Below are 18345 nucleotides of genomic sequence, written 5' to 3' on the forward strand. Positions count from 1 at the left end.
GACCAGTCTACGTCGTGTCCGACGGAAGCGCCTCGTTTGACCGCTGTGCCCCCGGGCACACGGTGCGTACGCCGGGGGCGGTGACCGCGTGTGCCCGGCGGGCCGGGTCAGCGGGCGTTGAAGTACTTCGCCTCGGGGTGGTGGATCACGATGGCGTCCGTGGACTGCTCCGGGTGCAGCTGGAACTCCTCGGACAGGTGGACGCCGATGCGCTCCGGCTGGAGCAGGTCGGCGATCTTGGCGCGGTCCTCCAGGTTGGGGCAGGCGCCGTAGCCGAGGGAGAAGCGGGCGCCGCGGTACTTGAGCTCGAACATGCCCTGCATCTCCTCCGGGTCCTCCCCGGCGAAGCCGAGCTCGGAGCGCACCCGGGCGTGCCAGTACTCGGCGAGCGCCTCGGCCAGCTGCACGGACAGGCCGTGCAGTTCGAGGTAGTCGCGGTAGGCGTTGGCCTCGAACAGCCGCGCGGTCTCCTCGCCGATGCGCGAGCCGACGGTGACGACCTGCAGGCCGACGACGTCGGTCTCGCCGGACTCCTCCGGGCGGAAGAAGTCGGCCAGGCACAGCCGCCGGCCGCGGCGCTGGCGCGGGAAGGTGAAGCGGGTCCGCTCGTTGCCCTGCTCGTCCAGGATGATCAGGTCGTCGTCCTTGGAGACGCACGGGAAGTAGCCGTAGACCACGGCCGCCTCCAGCAGGTTCTCCGTCTGGACCCTGTCCAGCAGACCGCGCAGCCGGGGCCTGCCCTCGCTCTCGACGAGCTCCTCGTAGGTCGGGCCCTCACCGGTGCGGGCCTGCTTCAGACCCCACTGGCCCTTGAACAGGGCGCCCTCGTCGAGCCAGCTCGCGTACTCCTTGAGCTGGATGCCCTTGATGACCCGGGTGCCGGTGAAGGGGGGCTTCGGGACGGGGTTGTCGGTGGCGACGTCGGAGCGGACGTGCCCCTCCTCGGGGCGCTCCTCCACGGCGGCCGGGGCGGTGGCCCGGACCCGGCGCTGCTTCAGCTCGGGCAGCTTCGCGCCGGGCACCCCGCGCTTGACGCCGATGAGGGCGTCCATCAGGCGCAGTCCCTCGAAGGCGTCGCGGGCGTAGCGGACCTCGCCCTCGTAGAGCTCGTGCAGGTCCTGCTCGACGTAGGCGCGGGTGAGGGCGGCGCCGCCGAGGATGACCGGGAAGCGGGCGGCCAGGCCGCGGCTGTTCAGCTCCTCCAGGTTCTCCTTCATGATCACGGTGGACTTCACCAGGAGACCGGACATGCCGATGACGTCGGCCTTGTGCTCCTCGGCGGCGTCCAGGATCGCGGAGACGGGCTGCTTGATGCCCAGGTTGACGACGTTGTAGCCGTTGTTGGTCAGGATGATGTCGACGAGGTTCTTGCCGATGTCGTGCACGTCGCCGCGCACGGTGGCGAGCACGATGGTGCCCTTGCCGGCCTCGTCGGTCTTCTCCATGTGCGGTTCGAGGTGGGCGACGGCCGCCTTCATCACCTCGGCGGACTGCAGGACGAACGGCAGCTGCATCTGGCCGGAGCCGAACAGCTCGCCGACGACCTTCATGCCCTCCAGCAGGGTCTGGTTGACGATGTCGAGCGCGGGCCGCTCCCGGAGGGCCTCGTCGAGGTCGGCTTCGAGGCCGTTGCGCTCGCCGTCGATGATGCGGCGCTGCAGGCGCTCGTCCAGCGGCAGGGCGGCCAGCTCCTCGGCCTTGCCGGCCTTGAGGGACTTGGCGGTGGCTCCCTCGAAGAGCTGCATCAGCTTCTGCAGCGGGTCGTAGCCCTCGGCGCGGCGGTCGTAGATGAGGTCCAGGGCGGTGCGGACCTCCTCCTCGCTGAACCGGGCGATCGGCAGGATCTTCGAGGCGTGCACGATCGCCGAGTCCAGGCCCGCCTTGACGCACTCGTCGAGGAAGACCGAGTTCAGCAGGATGCGGGCGGCCGGGTTGAGGCCGAAGGAGATGTTGGACAGGCCGAGCGTGGTCTGCACCTTCGGGTGGCGCCGCTTCAGCTCGCGGATGCCCTCGATGGTGGCGATGCCGTCCTTGCGGGACTCCTCCTGACCGGTGCAGATGGTGAAGGTCAGGCAGTCGACGAGGATGTCCTCCTCGTGGATGCCCCAGTTGCCGGTGAGGTCGTCGATGAGCCGTTCGGCGATCTCGACCTTCTTCTCGGCGGTGCGGGCCTGGCCCTCCTCGTCGATGGTGAGCGCGATGAGGGCGGCGCCGTGCTCCTTGGCGAGCTGGGTGACCTTGGCGAAGCGGGAGTCGGGGCCGTCGCCGTCCTCGTAGTTCACCGAGTTGATCACCGCGCGGCCGCCGAGCTTCTCCAGGCCGGCCCGGATGACGTCGACCTCGGTGGAGTCCAGCACGATCGGCAGCGTGGAGGCGGTGGCGAAGCGGCCGGCCAGTTCCTCCATGTCGGCGACGCCGTCGCGGCCCACGTAGTCGACGCACAGGTCGAGCATGTGCGCGCCTTCGCGGATCTGCTCGCGGGCCATCTCCACGCAGTCGTCCCAGCGGCCCTCCAGCATGGCCTCGCGGAACTTCTTCGAGCCGTTGGCGTTGGTCCGCTCGCCGATGGCCAGGTAGGAGGTGTCCTGCCGGAAGGGCACCGACTGGTAGAGGGAGGCGGCGCCCGGCTCGGGCTGCGGGTCGCGCTCGGCCGGGGTGACGTCCCGGACCCGCTCGACCAGTTGGCGCAGGTGCTCGGGGGTGGTGCCGCAGCAGCCGCCGACGAGGGAGAGGCCGTAGTCCTGGACGAAGTTCTGCTGGGCGTCGGCCAGGCCCTCGGGGTCGAGCGGGAAGTGGGCGCCGTCCTTGGTGAGGATCGGCAGGCCCGCGTTGGGCATGCACAGCAGCGGGATGCGCGAGTGGCGCGTGAGGTAGCGCAGGTGCTCGGTCATCTCGGCGGGGCCGGTGGAGCAGTTCAGGCCGATCATGTCGATGCCGAGGGGCTCCAGCGCGGTCAGGGCCGCGCCGATCTCGGAGCCGAGCAGCATGGTGCCGGTGGTCTCGAAGGCCATCGAACACAGCAGGGGCACCTCGACGCCGGTGGCCTCCATGGCCCGGCGGGCGCCGAGGACGGAGGCCTTGGTCTGCAGGAGGTCCTGCGTGGTCTCCACGATCAGCGCGTCCGCGCCGCCGGCGAGCAGGCCCTCGGCGTTGGCCTGGTAGCCGTCGCGGATCGTGCCGTAGGTGATGTGGCCCAGCGTGGGCAGCTTGGTGCCGGGGCCGATGGAGCCCAGGACCCAGCGGGGACGGCCGTCCCGGGCGGCGTACTCGTCGGCCGCCTCGCGGGCGATGCGGGCGCCGGCCTCGGACAGCTCGTGGATCCGCTCGGAGATCTCGTACTCGGCCATGGCCGAGTGGTTGGCGCCGAAGGTGTTGGTCTCGACGCAGTCGACGCCGACGGCGAAGTACGCGTCGTGGACGGAGCGGACGATGTCGGGGCGGGTCAGGTTGAGGATCTCGTTGCAGCCCTCGAGATTCTCGAAGTCCTCCAGCGTGGGGTCCTGCGCCTGGAGCATGGTGCCCATGGCGCCGTCGGCCACGACCACACGGCTGGCCAGGGCCTCTCGGAGGGCGGACACGCGGGTCCGGCTGTCAGTGGAAGGGGTCGGCGGCAACGAGGCCATGTAAAGGGCTCCCTCGGGTGCGACGGCTGTCGGCTATGCGGCTTCCCGGACGTCCGGCAGGGCATCCGGGGACGGGCGCACGGCGCCAGCGTAACCGGGAGTGGGCTTGGATGGGCAGCGCGTCCACGGGGCGGACTCCGCCGGCTTCGTCACGGCCGCCCGGGCGGCGGACCGGTGACGCCTCGGGCGGGAACGGCGCAACAAATGGTGACCCGCCATTAGCGAGAGGTCGGCAAGGACCGGTAGTGTTCGACATTGCCGAACGAGGGCTGTGGGCCCCGCTTGTCGGCGGTCGAAGGGGACGGAGGCAGTACGGCGATGGCACGGAACATCCAGTCGCTCGAGCGAGCGGCCGCGATGCTGCGGCTGCTGGCGGGTGGCGAGCGGCGGCTCGGCCTGTCGGACATCGCCTCGTCGCTGGGCCTGGCCAAGGGCACCGCCCACGGCATCCTGCGCACCCTGCAGCAGGAGGGCTTCGTCGAGCAGGACGACGCCTCCGGGCGCTACCAGCTGGGCGCGGAGCTGCTGCGCCTGGGCACCACCTACCTCGACGTCCACGAGCTGCGGGCGCGCGCCCTGGTGTGGACCGACGACCTGGCCCGCTCCAGCGGCGAGAGCGTCTACCTGGGCGTCCTGCACCAGCAGGGCGTGCTGATCGTGCACCACGTGTTCCGGCCCGACGACAGCCGGCAGGTCCTGGAGATCGGGGCCATGCAGCCGCTGCACTCCACGGCCCTGGGCAAGGTGCTGTCCGCCTACGACCCGGTGGCGCACAGCGAGGCCCTGGAGGCCGACCGCAAGGCGTTCACGGACCGGACGGTGTGCGAGCCGGAGGAGTTCGAGCACATCCTCGACGTCACGCGCGCGCGGGGGTACGCGGCGGACGTGGAGGAGACCTGGGAAGGCGTCGCCTCGCTCGCCGCCCCCATCCACGACCGGCGGCGGATGCCGGTCGGCTCGGTCGGCATCACCGGCGCCGTGGAGCGGCTGTGCCGCGACGGGGAGCTGCGTCCCGAGCTCATCGCGGCCGTCCGGGACTGCGCCCGCGCGGTCTCGCGGGACCTGGGCGCGGGGCGGTTCTGACACCACACCACGGGACCGGGGCGCCGCGCGGCGTCCCGGCCCCCGGCATGCCCCGGCGCACGCCCCGCCCCACCTGCACGAAGATCCACGGACACTCGGCGATCAATAACGATCGTGTTTTCGACTACACAGCTCTTGACGTGCTCGTAACGCCGAAGCAAGACTCCCGTCCATCGGTCGACATTGTCGAACAGCTACCGGCAATACGCGCTAGAGTGTGACAACGCCAGGCCGGTATCGAACTTCCCTGGACGTAGGACAAAGGAGTCGCGGGTGTCCAGCTCCGACATCTTCATCGGCGAGACCATCGGTACCGCCATACTCATCCTCCTCGGCGGCGGCGTCTGCGCCGCCGTCACGCTGAAGGCTTCCAAGGCACGTAACGCCGGCTGGCTCGCCATCACCTTCGGGTGGGGCTTCGCGGTGCTCACGGCGGTCTACACCACGGCGCCCCTCTCCGGCGCCCATCTGAACCCGGCCGTCACCCTCGCCATCGCCCTCAAGGACGGCGACTGGAAGAACGTCCCGGTCTACTGGGCCGGACAGCTCCTCGGCGCCATGATCGGCGCGGCCCTGGTCTGGATCGCCTACTACGGGCAGTTCCACGCCCACCTCACCGACCGCGAGATCGTCGGCGGTCCGGGTGCGCAGGACACGGCGGTCAAGGCCGTCGAGGCCCAGGAACAGGGCGCCGGCCCGGTGCTGGGCGTCTTCTCCACCGGCCCCGAGGTCCGGGTCGCCTGGCAGAACGTCGCCACGGAGATCATCGGCACGATCGTGCTGGTGCTCGCGGTGCTCACCCAGGGCCTGAACGACAAGGGCAACGGCCTGGGCACCCTCGGGGCCCTGATCACCGCGCTCGTGGTGGTCTCCATCGGCCTCTCCCTCGGCGGCCCGACGGGGTACGCGATCAACCCGGCCCGTGACCTCGGACCGCGCATCGTGCACGCCCTGCTGCCGCTGCCCAACAAGGGCGGCTCCGACTGGGGCTACGCCTGGGTCCCCGTGGTGGGTCCGCTGATCGGCGGCGCCATCGCGGCAGGCATCTACAACGTCGCGTTCGCGTAAGGGACCGTCTTCCTCACGCGAAACTTCCAGCAAGCGCCGTACGTAAAGCCCCTAGAACCCGGAATGACCAGGAGCACACAGTGACCGACGCGCACACCGCCGGCCCCTTCATCGCCGCCATCGACCAGGGCACCACCTCGTCCCGCTGCATCGTCTTCGACCGGGACGGCCGCATCGTCGCCGTGGACCAGAAGGAGCACGAGCAGATCTTCCCGAAGCCGGGCTGGGTCGAGCACAACGCCACCGAGATCTGGACGAACGTCCAGGAGGTCGTCGCCGGCGCCGTCGAGAAGGCCGGCATCACCCGCGACGACATCAAGGCCATCGGCATCACCAACCAGCGCGAGACGACCGTGCTGTGGGACAGGAACACCGGCGAGCCCGTCCACAACGCCATCGTCTGGCAGGACACCCGCACCGACGCCCTCTGCCGCGAGCTCGGCCGCAACGTCGGCCAGGACCGCTTCCGCCGCGAGACGGGCCTGCCGCTGGCCTCCTACTTCGCCGGCCCCAAGGCCCGCTGGCTGCTCGACAACGTCGACGGCCTGAAGGAGCGCGCCGAAGCGGGCGACATCCTCTTCGGCACGATGGACACTTGGGTCATCTGGAACCTGACCGGTGGCGTCGACGGCGGCAAGCACGTCACGGACGTCACCAACGCCTCGCGCACCATGCTGATGAACCTGCACACCATGCAGTGGGACGACAGGATCTGCGAGTCGATCGGCGTCCCGAAGCAGATCCTGCCCGAGATCCGCTCCTCCGCCGAGGTCTACGGCGAGATCACCGGCGGCAAGCTGGGTGAGCTGCTCGGCGGCATCCCGGTCGCCTCGGCGCTCGGCGACCAGCAGGCGGCCCTGTTCGGCCAGACCTGCTTCGCCGAGGGCGAGACCAAGTCGACCTACGGCACCGGCACGTTCATGGTGATGAACACCGGCGAGAAGATCATCAACTCCTACAGCGGCCTGCTGACCACCGTCGGTTACAAGATCGGCGACCAGGACACGGTCTACGCCCTGGAGGGCTCGATCGCCGTCACCGGCTCGCTGGTGCAGTGGATGCGCGACCAGATGGGCCTGATCTCCACCGCCGCCGAGATCGAGACCCTCGCCCTGTCCGTCGAGGACAACGGCGGCGCCTACTTCGTGCCGGCCTTCTCCGGCCTGTTCGCCCCGTACTGGCGCTCCGACGCCCGCGGTGTGATCGCCGGCCTGACCCGGTACGTCACCAAGGCGCACCTCGCGCGTGCCGTCCTGGAGGCCACCGCCTGGCAGACGCGGGAGATCGCCGACGCCATGACGAAGGACTCCGGCGTCGAGCTGACCGCCCTGAAGGTCGACGGCGGCATGACCTCCAACAACTTGCTGATGCAGACCCTGGCCGACTTCGTGGACGCCCCCGTCGTGCGCCCGATGGTCGCCGAGACCACCTGCCTCGGCGCCGCCTACGCCGCCGGTCTCGCCGTCGGCTTCTGGAACAGCACCGACGACCTGCGCGCCAACTGGCGGCGGGCCGCCGAGTGGACCCCCCGCATGGACGCGGAGACCCGCGCCCGTGAGTACAAGAACTGGCTCAAGGCCGTCGAGCGGACCATGGGCTGGCTCGAGGACGAGGAGTAAGAACAGCATGACCACCAAGTCCACCCTGCAGTCCGTGCCTGCCCTGGGGACGCACCCGGCCTCCGGCTCGAACCCGAGCCGGGCCGAGACCAGGGAGCAGCTTTCCAAGGCGTCGTACGACCTTCTCGTGATCGGCGGCGGCATCCTGGGCATCTCCACCGCCTGGCACGCCGCGCAGTCCGGCCTCAGGGTGGCTCTGGTGGACGCCGGCGACTTCGCCGGCGCCACGTCCTCCGCCTCCTCCAAGCTGCTCCACGGCGGCCTGCGGTACCTGCAGACCGGCGCGGTGAAGCTGGTGGCGGAGAACCACTTCGAGCGCCGTGCGGTCTCCCGCCAGGTGGCGCCCCACCTCGCGAACCCGCTCACGTTCTACCTCCCCGTGTACAAGGGCGGGCCGCACGGCGCGGCGAAGCTCGGCGCGGGCGTCTTCGCGTACTCCGCGCTGTCCGCGTTCGGCGACGGCGTCGGGCACCTGCTCTCCCCCGCCAAGGCCGCGCAGGACGTGCCGGAGCTGCGCACCGAGAACCTGAAGGCCGTGGCCGTGTACGGCGACGACCAGATGAACGACGCCCGCATGGCCCTGATGACGGTCCGCGCCGCCGTCGAGGCGGGCGCGGTCGTCCTCAACCACGCCGAGGTCACCGGCCTGCGCTTCACCCAGGGCCGGGTCACCGGCGCCGAGCTGAAGGACCGCCTGTCCGGCGACGAGTTCGGCGTCGACGCCCGGCTGGTGCTGAACGCGACCGGCCCGTGGGTCGACCACCTGCGCCGGATGGAGAACCCGAACGCGGCGCCGTCCATCCGCCTGTCGAAGGGCGCGCACCTGGTCCTGAAGCGCACCTCCCCCTGGAAGGCCGCGCTCGCCACCCCGATCGACAAGTACCGCATCACCTTCGCCCTCCCCTGGGAGGACATGCTGCTGCTCGGCACCACCGACGAGGTGTACGAGGGCGACCCGGCGGACGTCGCGGTCACCGAGCAGGACATAACCCAGATCCTCGACGAGGCCGCCTTCTCGGTCCGCGACCAGCAGCTCAGCCGCGACCTCATCACGTACTCCTTCGCCGGCCTGCGGGTGCTGCCGGGCGGCCCCGGCGACACCGCCAAGGCCAAGCGCGAGACGGTCGTCACCGAGGGCCGGGGCGGCATGCTGTCCGTCGCGGGCGGCAAGTGGACCACCTTCCGCCACATCGGCCGGACGATCATGAAGAAGCTGGAGACGCTGCCGGGCCACCCGCTCGGCGACGACTTCGAGCCGATCAGCTCGCTGCCGAAGAAGCTGCCGCTGCCGGGCATCGCCAACCCGCGGGCGGTCGCCCACCGGCTGCTGACCGACCGCCCGGCGCCCGGCCCGCGCATGGCGGCGGACACCGCCCGGCACCTGGCCACGCACTACGGTTCGCTGGCCTTCGACATCGCCCGGCTGGCCAACGAGAACCCGGAGCTCGCCGAGCGCGTCCACCCCGACGCCCCGGAGATCTGGGCCCAGGTCGTCTGGGCCCGGGACCACGAGTGGGCCGAGACGCAGGACGACGTGCTGCGCCGCCGGACCACGCTGACCATCCGCGGCCTGGCCACGGACGAGGTGCGTGCCAAGGTGCAGGACCTGCTCGACAAGAAGTAGGACCACCCGGGGAAAACCCGTTCCGGCAAGGGGCGGCTCCGCGCCGACGGAGCCGCCCCTTCCGTGTTCCCGGGCGGGCTGCCGGGTCAAGCGGACCGGGCGCGGACCCGGCATGGTCGCGCCGCGCCGCGACCGCGCTCCCCGCCGTACCAGGGCCTCACGCACCGCTCGGAGGAATCCGGTGTGTTCCCCGGTGGATCACGGGGCAGTGATGGGGGCACTCCCCCTGCGAGGGGGCTGCGGGCGCCCCCTTGGCACGCCGTAAAGTTGGGGGGTCAGGCGAGGGCACGTCGGAAGGAGGCACTGGGTGATCGAGCTCGAGGGGGTTCCCGAGCTGATCGACCCGGTCATGGTGGCCGCGTTCGAGGGCTGGAACGATGCCGGCGACGCCGCCTCCACCGCGGTCGCGCACCTGGACAGGGAGTGGAAGGGCGAGGTCTTCGCGGCGCTGGACGCCGAGGACTACTACGACTTCCAGGTCAACCGCCCCACGGTCTTCATGGAGGCGGGCGTCCGCAAGATCACGTGGCCGACGACAAGGTTGTCCGTGGTCCGGGTCGGCGGTGAGAAGCCCCGCGACCTCGTGCTGGTCCGGGGGATCGAGCCGTCCATGCGGTGGCGTTCGTTCTGCAACGAACTGCTCGGCTTCGCACACGAACTCGGCGTGGAGCTGGTCGTCGTCCTGGGCGCCCTGCTCGGCGACACCCCGCACACCCGTCCGGTGCCGATCAGCGGGACGACGTCCGACCCGGACCTGGCCCGGCGCATGGACCTGGAGGAGACCAAGTACGAGGGCCCCACGGGCATCGTCGGTGTCCTGCAGGAGGCGTGCACCCACGCGGGCGTGCCGGCGGTGTCGCTGTGGGCGGCGGTGCCGCACTACGTGTCGCAGCCGCCCAACCCGAAGGCCACGCTGGCCCTGCTGAACCGTCTGGAGGACCTGATCGACGTGCGCATCCCGCTGGGCGAGCTGCCCGAGGACGCGCGCGCCTGGCAGGTCGGCGTGGACCAGCTGGCCGCGGAGGACAGCGAGGTCGCCGAGTACGTCCAGTCGCTGGAGGAGGCCCGGGACACCGCGGAGCTGCCGGAGGCGTCGGGCGAGGCGATCGCCCGCGAGTTCGAGCGCTACCTGCGGCGCCGGGACGGCGGCGGACCGCCCGCCGCCGGCGGGCACGCGACGGCGGACGGCAGCGACGGCACGTCGTACCTGCGGGACAACCCCAGCGGCCGCACGCGCCCGCCGAAGCCGCCCAAGCCGGGCACGGACGACGAGGACTCGTCGGAGGACTGAGCATCAGCGCGAAGGGGCGTCTCCCGGCCGGGAGACGCCCCTTCGCGTCAGGGCCACCAGGGCGCGGCTACAGCGCCACGCCCAGCAGCGCGTCCACCGCGCGGGAGACCACGCCCGGCGCGCCGGTGTCCGTGCCGCCGTCCTGTTCCTGCCGGGCGACCCAGCGGTCGACCGCGGCGAGCGCGGCGGGGGCGTCCAGGTCGTTCGCCAGGGCCTCGCGCATCTCCTCCACGAGCGCCTCCGCCGGGGGCCCGTCGGGCCGGGAGACGGCGGCCCGCCAGCGGCCGAGCCGTGCCACGGCGTCCTGGAGGACCTGGTCGTTCCATTCCCAGTCGGCGCGGTAGTGGTGGGCGAGCAGCGCGAGCCGGATGGCGGCCGGGTCGACGCCGTCGCGCCGGAGGCTGGAGACGAAGACCAGGTTGCCCTTGGACTTGGACATCTTCTCGCCGTCCAGGGCGACCATGCCGGCGTGCACGTACGCCTTGGCCATGGGGAACTCGCCGGTGAGGGTCTGGGCGTGCGAGGCGCCCATCTCGTGGTGCGGGAAGGCGAGGTCCGAGCCGCCGCCCTGGATGTCGAAGCCCATGCCGAGGTGGTCCAGGGCGATGGCCACGCACTCGATGTGCCAGCCGGGCCGGCCGCGGCCCAGCGATCCGCCGTCCCAGCTGGGCTCGCCCTCGCGGGCGGCCATCCACAGCATGGGGTCGAGCGGGTTCTTCTTGCCCGGCCGGTCCGGGTCGCCGCCGCGCTCGGCGGACAGCAGCCGCATCGCCGCGGCGTCCAGGTTCGAGACCTTGCCGAAGTGCGGGTCGGACTCGACGGAGAAGTACACGTCGCCGTCGAGCTCGTAGGCGGCGCCCATGTCCCGGAGCCGCTCGACGAGCGGGACGATCCCGGGTATGGCCTCGACGGCGCCTATGTACTGCCGCGGCGGCAGCATCCGCAGGGCCGTCATGTCCTCGCGGAAGAGGGCCGTCTCCTGCTCGGCGAGGGCGGCCCAGTCGAGGCCGTCGCGCTGCGCCCGCTCCAGGAGCGGGTCGTCGACGTCGGTGACGTTCTGGACGTAGTGGACCTGCCGCTTGGTGTCGAGCCACACGCGCTGCACGAGGTCGAACGCGTTGTAGGTCGCCGCGTGTCCCAGGTGCGTGGCGTCGTACGGGGTGATGCCGCAGACGTAGATACGGGCGACGGGACCGGGGTCGAGGGTGACGAGGCCGCCGGTCGCGGTGTCGTGGATCCTCAGGTCGCGGCCCTGACCAGGCAGGGCGGGGACCTCGGAAGCGGGCCAGGCATGCATGCCCTGAGCCTAACCGGACTGAAGTTCCATATACGAATGGGAGCGGGCCGGACGGCCGAGAAGGCGCTCTTGCGGCGACCGGCCCGTTGTGCTGCTACACGGGTGGCCAGGGAATGGCGGGCCATTCCCCGCTCGGCTCGGGGTGGGTCCCGGCGGTGAGCAGCGCGCCGACCCGGGCGCGGGTGGCGTCGAGCTCGGCGCCGGTGATCAGCGGTGCGAGCCGGGCGGCGAGCGCCCCGCCCTCCGCCAGGTCCTCGCGGAGCCCTTCGAGGACGTCGACGGCCTCCTGGGTGAGGGGCTCGCCCGCCCAGCCCCACAGCAGGGTGCGCAGCTTGTTCTCGACGTTGAAGGTGACGCCGTGGTCGATGCCGTACAGCCGCCCGTCGCCGGTGGGCAGCAGGTGGCCGCCCTTGCGGTCGGCGTTGTTCAGGACGGCGTCCAGCACCGCCAGGCGCCGCAGCCGCGCGTCGTCGGCGTGCACGAGCAGGGCGGTGCGCCCCTCGCCGACCTCGGCGAAGCCGATCGCCTTCCAGCCCGGCTCCGGCTCCTCGGCGTCGACCAGGGCGAGCAGCTCGGCGTCGGCGGTGGCCTCGATCCACAGCTGGCACATGCCCTCGCCGTAGGGGCCCTCGCGCAGCACGGTGGGCGGCACCAGGCCCCAGCCGGTCGCCTCGGAGACCGCGTAGGCCGCGACCTCGCGCTGGGCGAGCGTGCCGTCGGGGAAGTCCCACAGGGGGCGCTCCCCGGCGACCGGCTTGTAGACGCAGGCCGCCTCCCGGCCGTCGTACGACACCGTGCAGTACAGGGCGGCGTTGGAGGCCTCACGGATGCGTCCGCGGACGGTGAGTTCGCCGCGGGCGAGCAGCTCGGCCGCCTCCCCGGGAGGTGTCACGCTCCGCGGCGGTATCCGTTCTGGCGCGGACATACGTGTCCTTCCGGGTCGAGCGGGAGGCTGCACAGCGGGCACGGCGGCCGCCCGGCGTTGACGACGTCGAGGGCGCGCTTGGCGAAGGCCCTGGCCTGCGCGCCGGTGAGCCGGACCCGCAGCATCGGGGGCCCGTTCTCCTCGTCCTGGAGCAGCCGCTCCTCGGCCTCGGCGAGGTCCTCCTCGGACTCGGCGTCGAGTTCGACGAGCGCCTGCGCCTCGACGATCATGAGCTGCTCCTCGCCGTCCCAGGCGAGCGCCATCGTGCCGACCCGGAACTCCTCCTCGATGGGGGTGTCCAGGGGGGCGGTGTCGGTGATCTCCGAGGGGGCGACGGCCGGGACGGAGGCGCTGCCGCCGCTACGGCGTACGACCTCGTCGAGCAGTTCGTCCATGCGTTCGGCGAGCGCGGCGACCTGGGTCTTCTCCAGGGCCACGCTGGTCACCCGGGAGCCGGCGACGGCCTGGAGGAAGAACGAACGGCGCCCGGGCAGTCCGACCGTACCGGCCACGAAGCGCTCCGGATGGTCGTAGAGGAACACCTGACGGGACACGTCCTGTCTCCATTGGAATCGTGGGAACCGTGGGAGCACGGCACTGCTGCGACCGCTTCACCCTACTGCGGCCGACGATCACGGTGCGCCCGCACCACCCCCGACGGGAGCCTCGTCGCCCGGGGGCTCCTCGCGCGGCACCAGGGACGTGAAGTCGCCGGTGTCGCCGAGGCGGACGAGGAACGGTCGCAGGCGTGTGTAGCGGATCGCGGTGATCGAACAGGGTTCGACGGAGATCCGCTGGAAGAGGTCCAGGTGAAGTCCGAGTGCGTCCGCGACGAGGGACTTGATGATGTCGCCGTGCGAGCACATCAGGTAGACGGCGTCGGCGCCGTGGTCGCGCTCCACGCGCGCGTTCCACTCGCGCACGGCCTCGGCGGCGCGCGTCTGCATGGCGCGCATCGACTCCCCGCCGGGGAACGCCGCCGCGGACGGGTGCGCCTGCACCACCTCCATCAGCGGCTCGTCCTTGAGCTCGGCGAGCTTGCGGCCGGACCAGTCGCCGTAGTGGCACTCGCCGATGCGCTCGTCGGTGTGGGGACTGAGCTCCGGGCGGGCCAGAAGCAGCGGCCGGATGGTCTCCTGGCAGCGTTGGAGGGGACTGGTGACGACTTCGGCGAGGGGCAGTTCGGCCAGCCGCCCGGGCAGCGCGGCGGCCTGCGCGGCCCCGCGCTCGTCGAGAGTGACGCCGGGCGTCCAGCCGGCGAGCAGTCCCTCGGTGTTGGCGGTGGAGCGTCCGTGCCTGACCAGGATCAGCGTGGGCATGCGCTCCAGCGTAGGCGCACGCGCGTGTGCGGTGTCGTTCGAGTGACGGGAGACTCGCTTCGTGATCGTCGACTGTGCCATCTACCGCGACGGACATCGGACGGACGGGCCGGAGGACTTCTCCGACGCCCTGGGGGAGGCGCGTGCGGCGGGCGGTTTCGTGTGGATCGGGCTGCACGAGCCGACGGAGCGCGAGTTCGAGCACGTCACCGAGGAGTTCGGCCTGCACCCGCTGGCCGTGGAGGACGCCCTGAAGGCGCACCAGCGGCCCAAGCTGGAGATCTACGACGACTCCCTGTTCGTGGTCCTCAAGCCGGTGGTCTACGAGCCGCGGAGCGACAAGGTCTCCGCGGGCGAGATCATGATCTTCCTGGGCGAGGGCTTCGTGGTGACTGTCCGGCACGGTGAGGGTGCCCCGCTCAAGGCGGTCCGGCACCGGCTGGAGCACGAGCCGGAACTGCTGGGCACCGGTCCCACGGCGGTGCTCTACGCGGTCGCCGACGCCGCCGTCGACCACTACCTGGACGTGGCGACGGAACTGCAGGCGGACCTGGAGGGCCTGGAGGCGGAGGTCTTCTCCCCCGACGGCGGCGGCTCGCGGCACACCGCCTCACGGATCTACGACTTCAAGCGCCAGGTCCTGGAGTTCCGCCGGGCCACCGGGCCGCTGGCGCTGCCGATGACCCGTCTGGCGGGCACGGCGCCGTACGGCGTGGCGGTGCCGTTCGTGGACGACCGGGCACGGCCGTTCTTCCGGGACGTCAGCGACCACCTCACGCGCGTGAACGAGTCGGTGGAGAACCTCGACCGGCTGGTGTCGGACATCCTCTCGGCGCATCTGGCGCAGATGAGCGTCCGGCAGAACGACGACATGCGGAAGATCTCCGCCTGGGCGGCCATGGCCGCGATCCCCACGATGGTCGCGGGGATCTACGGCATGAACTTCGATCACATGCCCGAACTGCGCTGGGTCTGGTCCTACCCGGCGCTGATCGCGCTGATGGCCCTCCTGGAGTTCCTGGTGTTCCGGCTGTTCAAGCGCCGGGGGTGGCTGTAGGGCGGGCCCGGTTCAGGCGAACTCGGGTTCCGGGGAGGCCGGGCCGCCGAGGGCGTCGCGGCGCTCGGGCTGCCGCAGCGAGACCATCCGGCGCCAGCCGCCGAGCCGTTCGTAGGCGTACACCGCGTGGATGCCCGCCCGCAGCACCGCCGACTTGGCGCGGGACCAGCCCAGGATGCGGCCCATGTGCGCCATGACGGCGAGGCTGACGTCCCGGTGGATGCGGATCTCGGCGTGCGCGCACTTCCGCAGGGTCCGCTGGACGGCCCGGCCGTGGCCCGCGCGGGCGAAGCGCAGCAGTTCCTCGTGGCAGTAGGCGAGGTGGTTGGCCTCGTCGTCGGAGATCTGCCTGACCGCGCGGCCGATGTCGGGGTGGTCGGCGAAGTGCTTGCGCAGCAGGTCCATCTGCTCGGAGGCGCGCTGCTCGGTGACCCGGCTGTGGGAGAGGTAGGTGACGACGTCCTGGACGGTGAGCCGCTCGTCGCGCCTGAGCCGCTCGTGCGCGAGGCCGATGCCGTTCTTCTCCAGGAGCATCGTGTAGTCGGTCTCCGGCGGGACCGGGACGGGATCGAGGCCGCGCTTCCTCATCAGGGCGTTGAAGATCCGGCCGTGCTTGTCCTCGTCGGCGCCGTGCCGGGAGATCTTGGGCGCGAGTTCGCGCTCGCCGTCGGGGACGAGTGCGGCGATGCGGGCGTTCTCCCAGCCGCCCTGGGACTCCCCGCCGGCGGCGATGGAGCAGAAGAGGGCGAAGGAGTCGTCGTGGTCGAGGATCTCCTGGAACAGGCTCTTGGCCGAAAGCATCGTGGGCACCTCTCCCGCGCGCGTGCGCGTGCTGCAGGATCCGCAGGTTTCCGCGAAGAACGAGTCAAGTGCGGGGTGCGGGGCGCTGCAACAGGTGTGCCGGACATCTCCGCCGAACGGGGTAGGCACGGGGAGGCGTTCCGGCCCGCCCGACGGCGCTGTGGCGTAACCGGCGGCCCTCCGCCGCGTTGTTCCGCGTGACGGCCGTGGCGGGGAAGACCCCCGAGCCCCCACCACGGCCGCGGAAAGCGTGAGGTTCAGGCGAGGCCGGCGCGCTCCAGGGCCTCGGTGCCGGCCCGGAGGGACGCCAGCCGCTCGTCGAGCGTGAAGCCCGCCGGGGCGAGGGACAGGGTGGTGACCCCGGCGGCGGCGTAGGCCGTCATCCGGTCCGCGATCCGGTCCACGGAACCGAGCAGGGCGGTCTTGTCGATCAGGTCGTGCGGTACGGCGGTCGCGGCGCCCTGCTTGTCGCCGGAGAGGTACTTCGCCTGGATCTCGGCGGCTTCCTTCTCGTACCCCATGCGCTGGGCGAGCTGGTTGTAGAAGTTCTGCTTGGGGCTGCCCATGCCGCCGACGTAGAGCGCGGTGTAGGGGCGGAAGGTGTCGGCGAGCGCCGCGACGTCCTTGTCGTCGCCCACGGCGAGCGGCAGCGTCGGGCAGACGTCGAAGCCGTCGAGGGTCTTGCCGGCCTTCTCGCGCCCGGCCCGCAGGTACTTGATCGTCGTTTCCTCCAGGTGCTCAGCGGAGGGGAAGATCAGCAGGGCGCCGTCGGCGATCTCACCGGTCTGCTCGAGGTTCTTGGGTCCGATGGCCGCGATGTACAGCGGGATGTGCTCGCGCTGCGGGTGCACGGTCAGCTTGATGGGCTTGCCCGGGCCGCCGGGCAGGGGCAGCGTCCAGTGCTCGCCCTCGTACGACAGGCGCTCGCGGGTCATGGCCTTGCGGACGATCTCGACGTACTCGCGGGTACGGGCCAGTGGCTTGTCGAACTTGACGCCGTACCAGCCCTCGGAGACCTGCGGCCCGGAGACGCCGAGGCCGAGGCGGAAGCGGCCGCCCGACAGGGAGTCGAGGGTGGCGGCGGTCATCGCGGTCATGGCCGGCTGGCGGGCCGGGATCTGGAAGATGGCGGACCCGACGTCGATGCGCTCGGTCTGGGCGGCGACCCAGCTCAGCACGGTGGCCGCGTCGGAACCGTAGGCCTCCGCGGCCCAGCAGACGGCGTAGCCGAGCCGGTCGGCCTCCTGGGCGACGGCCAGGTTGTCCGCGTCCATTCCGGCACCCCAGTAGCCGAGGTTGATACCGAGCTGCATGCCACATCCCCTTACTGATCAGTAACGTGCCTTGTGCGCAGACCTTAGCGCGGGGCCGCCGCACGGGACAGCGGTACGGCCACGACCCTTCAGATGAGTGAACAAGAATCAAGTACGCGACCATTGACGCGTGCACAGCAAGTCCCTACGGTCTCGGGAAAGCGCTTTCTAACCCACCCGCACTCCGCACACGGAACGGAGAGGTACGGATGAAGCGAGCAGTCTCAGTGCGACTCGGCGCGGCCGTGGCCACCCTGGCCCTGGCCGGCGCCACCGGAACGCTGGTCTCGGTACCCGAGGCCTCGGCGGCGACGGGACCCGCCACCGGCTACGCGTCGCAGAACGGCGGGACCACCGGCGGCGCCGGCGGGCAGACGGTCCGGGCGACGACCGGCACCGCCATCCACGCCGCCCTGTGCAGCAGGGCCAGCAGCAGCACCCCCCTCGTCATCGAGGTGACGGGCACCATCACCCACGCCGGGACCAAGAAGGTCTCCGGCAGCAGCTGCGACACCGCGGACGGCGTGATCGAGCTCAAGAAGATCAGCAACGTGACCATCGTCGGGGTCGGCGGCGGTGCCGTCTTCGACCAAGTGGGCATCCACATCCGCGAATCGAAGAACATCATCATCCAGAACGTCACCGTGCGGAACGTCAAGAAGTCCGGCTCCCCCACGTCCAACGGCGGCGACGCCATCGGCATGGAGAGCAACGTCCGCAACGTCTGGGTCGACCACACCACCCTGGAGGCCTCGGGCGGCGAGTCCGAGGGCTACGACGGCCTGTTCGACATGAAGAACAACACCCAGTACGTGACGCTGTCCTACAGCGTCCTGCGCAACTCGGGCCGCGGCGGGCTGGTCGGCAGCAGCGAGAGCGACCGGTCGAACGGGTTCGTCACCTACCACCACAACCGCTACGAGAACATCGACTCCCGCGCCCCACTGCTGCGCGGCGGCATCGCGCACATGTACAACAACCACTACGTGCGCCTCAACGAGTCCGGCATCAACTCCCGGGCCGGCGCCCGCGCCAGGGTGGACAACAACTACTTCGAGGACTCCAAGGACGTCCTCGGCACCTTCTACACCGACGAGGCCGGCTACTGGCAGGTCGGCGGCAACGTCTTCGACAACGTGACGTGGTCCCGGCCGGGCAGCGAGAACCATCCGGCCGGTCCCAACCCGACCTCGAACACCACGGTCTCCATCCCCTACTCCCACCGCCTCGACGCGGCCGGCTGCGTACCGGCCGTCGTGAACCGCACGGCGGGGGCGAACAAGGGGCTGCAGGTGTCGGACGGCAGCTGCTGACCTGGTGGCCAC

13 protein-coding genes and 1 pseudogene are annotated in these 18345 nt (G+C 71.1%); 7 read left to right on the top strand and 7 right to left on the bottom strand.

Features of this window, described 5'->3' with window-relative positions:
• Nucleotides 1-107: 107 nt before the first annotated feature.
• Entirely contained in the window at nucleotides 108-3623 is a 3516-nt protein-coding gene (metH, locus tag AC07DA_RS24235; protein ID WP_479130293.1) for a methionine synthase, read from the bottom strand.
• Between the two features lie 318 nt (nucleotides 3624-3941).
• Between metH and AC07DA_RS24240 the strand changes: the two genes are divergently transcribed.
• From AC07DA_RS24240 to AC07DA_RS24260, 5 genes are all read left to right on the top strand, one after another.
• On the top strand, nucleotides 3942-4706 hold the full coding sequence (locus AC07DA_RS24240) for an IclR family transcriptional regulator (protein WP_479130294.1): 765 nt from the start codon (nucleotides 3942-3944) through the stop codon (nucleotides 4704-4706).
• Nucleotides 4707-4979: 273 nt separating this feature from the next.
• The gene (locus AC07DA_RS24245; protein ID WP_479130295.1) at nucleotides 4980-5774 is read left to right on the top strand and encodes an MIP/aquaporin family protein; all 795 of its coding nucleotides are present in this window, start codon (nucleotides 4980-4982) and stop codon (nucleotides 5772-5774) included.
• Nucleotides 5775-5854: 80 nt separating this feature from the next.
• A complete protein-coding gene (gene glpK, locus AC07DA_RS24250) occupies nucleotides 5855-7393 on the top strand; it encodes a glycerol kinase GlpK (RefSeq protein ID WP_479130296.1) in 1539 nt (512 codons plus the stop codon).
• Between the two features lie 7 nt (nucleotides 7394-7400).
• Nucleotides 7401-9017: a glycerol-3-phosphate dehydrogenase/oxidase gene (locus AC07DA_RS24255; protein ID WP_479130297.1), complete on the top strand. Its 1617-nt coding sequence runs from the start codon at nucleotides 7401-7403 to the stop codon at nucleotides 9015-9017.
• 307 nt (nucleotides 9018-9324) lie between these two features.
• Entirely contained in the window at nucleotides 9325-10308 is a 984-nt protein-coding gene (locus tag AC07DA_RS24260) for a PAC2 family protein (RefSeq protein ID WP_479130298.1), read from the top strand.
• A gap of 67 nt (nucleotides 10309-10375) precedes the next feature.
• Here AC07DA_RS24260 and mshC read toward each other — a convergent pair whose 3' ends face one another.
• From mshC to AC07DA_RS24280, 4 genes are all read right to left on the bottom strand, one after another.
• Nucleotides 10376-11605 carry a cysteine--1-D-myo-inosityl 2-amino-2-deoxy-alpha-D-glucopyranoside ligase gene (mshC, locus tag AC07DA_RS24265; protein WP_479130299.1) on the bottom strand — a complete coding sequence of 410 codons (1230 nt, stop codon included), beginning with the start codon at nucleotides 11603-11605 and terminating at the stop codon, nucleotides 10376-10378.
• Between the two features lie 94 nt (nucleotides 11606-11699).
• Entirely contained in the window at nucleotides 11700-12530 is an 831-nt protein-coding gene (locus AC07DA_RS24270) for an SCO1664 family protein (RefSeq protein ID WP_479130300.1), read from the bottom strand.
• Complete coding sequence (locus AC07DA_RS24275; RefSeq protein ID WP_311684082.1) at nucleotides 12494-13084, bottom strand: DUF3090 domain-containing protein; 591 nt, start codon at nucleotides 13082-13084, stop codon at nucleotides 12494-12496. Before AC07DA_RS24275 ends, AC07DA_RS24270 begins: the two co-directional genes overlap by 37 nt.
• A 78-nt stretch (nucleotides 13085-13162) precedes the next feature.
• Complete coding sequence (locus AC07DA_RS24280) at nucleotides 13163-13849, bottom strand: histidine phosphatase family protein (protein ID WP_479130301.1); 687 nt, start codon at nucleotides 13847-13849, stop codon at nucleotides 13163-13165.
• 61 nt (nucleotides 13850-13910) lie between these two features.
• On the opposite strand from AC07DA_RS24280, the gene AC07DA_RS24285 reads away from it, so the two are divergent.
• Complete coding sequence (locus tag AC07DA_RS24285) at nucleotides 13911-14906, top strand: magnesium and cobalt transport protein CorA (RefSeq protein ID WP_479130302.1); 996 nt, start codon at nucleotides 13911-13913, stop codon at nucleotides 14904-14906.
• A 12-nt stretch (nucleotides 14907-14918) separates the two neighbouring features.
• On the opposite strand, the gene AC07DA_RS24290 is transcribed toward AC07DA_RS24285, so the two are convergent.
• Together AC07DA_RS24290 and AC07DA_RS24295 are read right to left on the bottom strand one after the other, a co-directional pair.
• Nucleotides 14919-15707, bottom strand: a complete 789-nt coding sequence (locus AC07DA_RS24290; protein WP_479130303.1) for a ferritin-like domain-containing protein — start codon at nucleotides 15705-15707, stop codon at nucleotides 14919-14921.
• Between the two features lie 257 nt (nucleotides 15708-15964).
• Complete coding sequence (locus AC07DA_RS24295) at nucleotides 15965-17020, bottom strand: LLM class F420-dependent oxidoreductase (protein WP_479130304.1); 1056 nt, start codon at nucleotides 17018-17020, stop codon at nucleotides 15965-15967.
• 209 nt (nucleotides 17021-17229) lie between these two features.
• On the opposite strand from AC07DA_RS24295, the pseudogene AC07DA_RS24300 reads away from it, so the two are divergent.
• Nucleotides 17230-18330 (top strand): annotated as a pseudogene (locus tag AC07DA_RS24300) (pectate lyase family protein); the annotation flags it as partial.
• Nucleotides 18331-18345: the final 15 nt, after the last annotated feature.

The organism is Streptomyces sp. NPDC044921 (genome assembly GCF_056432865.1).